Source organism: Endozoicomonas sp. ALC013 (assembly GCF_049310205.1).
Taxonomy (GTDB): Bacteria; Pseudomonadota; Gammaproteobacteria; order Pseudomonadales; family Endozoicomonadaceae; genus Endozoicomonas.
Map to the genome: position 1 here is coordinate 1 of NZ_JBLYNS010000229.1, position 4,902 is coordinate 4,902.

The window sequence follows — 4,902 nt, forward strand, 5'->3', positions numbered from 1 at the left end:
AACAGTCAGTAATCGCCTTCCTCCCATCATGACTCAAGTAAACTTTTTTGCAAAATGAACTTCTGAACTGCACAGTAGTCTGCTTTTTATATTTTCATGCATTAATGAAATATAATTATGGATAGAAGTTCTGCCGGTATCAGTGATAAACACTCAAGACCAGGTAATGATTACAACCAACCGGATGACTCTGCCCCTTCTTCAAGACGTGGGCGATATAGAAATGCCATAGTCAGGCGGCGTGATAGTCACCCCCGCCCTACCCCGAGATATAATGAATTTCACCATTCTTCTGGCACACGCCCTTCTCAATATTTAATGCACCGTTCAGTCAACTCTGCTCAAGATTTTAATGCCCTCATCCAACAGGAAATAATGGATGATCTGGTGAGTAAATCGGATCGTTTAGGTCATCGCTATGATGGGAGAGATCACGGCCTATATGCCAGTTTAATTAAAAAATACTCATCAGCTGCTAAAAGACCGTTAAATCGAACAGAACAAAGACAGCTGATGCGTTTGCTACAAAATTTCACAGCAACACGGAGCTGGAATTGGCGAAGCCTGACGACAACATTTCACTCATTGACTTCAGCAGGTGTTTTTACCCCTCATAAACCCATTGATGAGCGTGTCAAGCGTACTCAAGCTGCCTTATTGTCAAGGCTACTGGATGCAATAAGATTCAAGTGCAACAAAAAAGCTGAAGCATGGGATATGGATGCCCAGGGAATCGCCAACCTGCTGTGGGCCATGACGAAACTGGTGGACAACGGGCAGGAGCAGACACCAGAATTCAACAAGGCCATGGCCGCGCTGTTGCCCCACGTGAACGCACAGAAAGCTCACTTTAAACCACAGGAAGTCACCAACCTGGTGTGGGCCATGGCGAAACTGCTGGACAACGGGCAGAAGCTTACAGCAGAGCTTAACGAGGCCGTGGCCGCCCTGTTGCCCCTCGTGCAAGCACAGAAAAACCAACTTAATGCCCAGGGCATTGCCAACCTGCTGTGGGCCATGGCGAAAATGGTAGACAACAGGCAGGACCGGATACCAGGACTCAAAGAGACCGTGGCCGCGCTGTTGCCCCATGTGAACGCACAGAAAGACCAATTTATTCCTCAGGCTATCACCAACCTGCTATGGGCCATGGCGAAACTGGTGGACATCGGGCTGGAGCGGACACCAGAGCTCAACGAGACCGCGGCCGCGCTGTTGCCCCGCGTGAATGCACAGAGAGACCAATTTATTCCTCAGTATATCGCCAACCTGCTGTGGGCCATGGCTAAACTGGTGGACAATGGGCAGGCGCGGACACCAGAACTCAAAGAGGCCGTGGCGGCGTTGTTGCCCCACGTTAAGGCACAAAAAGACCAATTTATTCCTCAGCATATCGCCAACCTGCTGTGTGCCATGGCGAAACTGGTGGATAGCGGCCAAGAGTGGACACCAGAGTTCAAAGAGGTCGTGGCCGCGCTGTTGCCCCGCGTGAACGCACAGAAAAACCAATTTAATGCCCAAGAAATCGCCAACCTGATGTGGGCCATGGCGAAACTGGTGGACAACGGGCAGGAGCCGACACCAGAGCTCAAAAGGGCCCTGGCCGCGCTTTTGCCCCACGTGAACGCACAGAAAGCTCACTTGAAACCACAGGAAATCACCAATCTGCTGTGGGCCATGGCAAAACTGGTGGATAACGGGCAGGAGCAGATACCAGAGCTCAACGTGGCCGTGGCCGTGTTGCTGCCCCATGTGAACGCACAGAAAGAACAATTTATTCCTCAGGGAATCGCCAACCTGCTGTGGGCCATGGCGAAACTGGTGGACAACGGGCTGGAGAAAACACCAGAGCTCAAAGATGCTGTGGCCGCGCTGTTGCCCCACGTAAATGCACAGAAAGCTCACTTTAAACCACAGGAAATCACTAACCTGCTGTGGGCCATGGCAAAACTGGTGGACAACAGGTACGAGCAGACACCAGAGTTCAACGAAGCGGTGAATGTGCTGTTGACCTGCGTGAACACACAGAAAGACCAATTTAATGCCCAGTGTGTCACCAACCTGCTGTGGGCCATGGCGAAACTGGTGGACAACGGGCAGGAACAGTCAGCAGAGCTCAAAGAAGCCGTGGCCGTGCTGTTGCCCCTCGTGAACGCACAGAAAGACCAATTTATTCCTCAGGGTATCGCCAACCTGCTTTGGGCCATGGCGAAACTTGGTGAACTCGTTGAGCTGAGCGTGGTTACCTCTACGTTCGAATCGCTTGTCTATCGCATCAGTGACAACGCTCAACTCTCTCAGCAAGCGATATCGATGTCTCTCTGGGCAGTAATGGTATGCTGTGCCAGGTTGTTTCTAGACTCCAATGCCAATAAAAATAAAGTGTTTGAAAAACACATGGATGACCTGTTCATTCGTCTGGAAAATACATCGCCAGATAATGAAGAGGATCAATCCATCATGATCATGGCTGCAAGTTGGCTTGGCAGAACCTGTTCGGCCGTCCTCCAATACCAGACAATCATTTCAAAAAACCAAGCCGACTTCCGTGATCAACTCAAATCATCTATTCCAGCTTTGAAGATCGAAGAAGAAAAGAGGCTGAACTCATTACCTCCGGTTGACCTGCTACTGCCAGATCACAACGTGGTGATTGAAGCTCAGGGACCGTCTCATTACGTGGGTGGTGATTTCAACACCAGGAACGGTTCGACTCTGCTTAAAATTGCACTGCTGCAAAAAGCAGGATTTGAGGTCATTGAAATCCCGGCTAACCAGCTTTTGAGCAACGATTTAATGAAACCATATATTGATCAAATAAAGACCAGGATAGGCACCCCGCCACAGGAGCATGGCTCTGTATCACTTAAAAGAAGGTGGACAGGTGCTGCATACATTACTGGTGAAGGACATTTAGCAGAGCAAACCAACCCGGCAAAGAGGAAGAAAACAAACAGTCAGTAATCGCCTTCCTCCCATCATGACTCAAGTAAACTTTTCCGCACAATGAACTTCTGAGCAGAACAGCAGTCTGCTTTTTATATTTTCATGAATTAATGAAATATAATTATGGATAGAAGTTCTGCTGGTATCAGTGGCAAATACACAACATCAAATAACGGTTACACCCAACCAAATGGCCATGCCCCTTCTTCAAGGCGTGGACGATACCGACATGCCACAGTCAGACAATGGAATCATCCCCCCCGCACGGCACCGCGTCGCAATCAATTTTACCATTCTTCTGACACACGATCTTCTCAACATCTACTGCGCCGTTCAGTCAACTCTGCTCAAAATTTTCATACCCTCATCAAACCGGAAATAATGGCTGGTCTGGTGAGTAAATCGGAACGTTTCGGTCATCGCTATGATGGGAGAAATCACGGTCAGTATGCCAGTTCAATCAAAAGATACTCATCAGCTGCTCAAAGACCGTTAAATCGAACAGAACAAAGCCAGCTGATGCGCTTGCTGCAAAATTTTACCGTAACACGGAGCTGGAATTGGCGAAGCCTGACGACAACACTTCACTCATTTACTTCAGCGGGTGTTTTTACCCCTCATAAACCCATGGATGAGCGTGTTCAACTCACTCAAGTTGCCTTATTGTCGACCCTACTTGATGCAATAATATTTAACAGCAACCAAAAACCGGAAGCCCGTGATATTGGTGCTCAGGAAATCGCTAACCTGCTGTGGGCCATGGCGAAACTGGTGGACAACGGGCAGGAGCGGACGCCAGAGTTCAACGAGGCCGTGGCCGTGTTGTTGCCCCATGTGAACGCACAGAAAAAACAATTTATTCCTCAGGGGATCTCCAACCTGCTTTGGGCCATGGCAAAACTCGTGGACAACGGGCAGGAGCGGACACCAGGGCTCAAAGAGGCTGTGGCCACCCTGCTGCCCCTACTAAATGCCAAGAGAGACCAATTTAAGGCCCAGGGTATTGCCAACATGCTGTGGGCCATGGCGAAACTGATGGACAACGATCAAAAGTGGGTACCAGGGCTCAAAGAGACTGTGGCCGTGTTGTTGCCCCACGTGAACGCACAGAAAAACCAATTTAATGCCCAGGAAATCGCCAACCTGCTGTGGGCCATGGCGAAACTGGTGGACAAAGGGCAGGAGCGGACACCTGAACTCAACGTGGCCGTGGCCGCGCTGTTGCCCCACATGAACGTACAAAAAGCGAACTTTAAACCACAGGCTATCGTCAACCTGCTGTGGGCCATGGCCAAACTGGTGGACAGCGGGCAGGAGCAGACACCAGAGTTCAACAAAGCCATGGGCGCGCTGTTGCCCCTGGTGAACGCAAAGAAAGACCAGTTTATTCCTCAGCATATCGTCAACCTGCTGTGGGCCATGGCAAAACTGGAGGACAACGGGCTGGTGCGGACACCAGAGTTCAACGAGGCTGTGGTCGCGCTGCTGCCCCTCGTAAACGCACAGAAAGACCAGCTTAGTCCTCAGCATATCGCCAACCTGCTGTGGGCCATGGCAAAACTGGAGGACAACGGGCAGGAGCGGACACCAGGTCTCAGCGAGACCCTGGCCCTGCTGTTGCCCCACGTGAACGCACAGAAAGCTGACTTTAAACCTCAGGAAATCACCAACCTGCTGTGGGCCATGGCGAAACTGGTGGACAACGGGCAGGACCAGACGCCAGAGTTCAAGGAAGCCGTAGCTGCGCTGTTGCCCTGCGTGACTGTACTAAAAGCCAACTTTACTCCACAGCATATCGCTAACCTGCTGTGGGCCATGGCGAAACTGGTAGATAACGGGCAGGAGCAAACACCAGGGTTGAAAAAGGCCGTGGCCGCGCTGTTGCCCCACGCAAATGCACAGAAAGACCAATTTACTGCCCAGGGCATCGCCAACCTGCTACTGGCCATGGCGAAA

General features: G+C 50.7%; 2 protein-coding genes. Both read left to right on the top strand.

Annotated features, from left to right (window positions below; genetic code table 11):
• Positions 1–117: 117 nt before the first annotated feature.
• A complete protein-coding gene (locus ACO6V1_RS22320) occupies positions 118–2,964 on the top strand; it encodes a DUF1601 domain-containing protein (RefSeq protein ID WP_422463815.1) in 2,847 nt (948 codons plus the stop codon).
• A 105-nt stretch (positions 2,965–3,069) separates the two neighbouring features.
• On the top strand, positions 3,070–4,902 hold a 1,833-nt coding region (locus tag ACO6V1_RS22325), incomplete at its 3' end, for a DUF1601 domain-containing protein (RefSeq protein ID WP_422468658.1).

What these genes read in the sequence shown, in the direction of transcription:
- ACO6V1_RS22320 (WP_422463815.1), top strand. Translation starts at nt 118, where the DNA reads ATGGATAGAAGTTCTGCCGGTATCAGTGATAAACACTCAAGACCAGGT.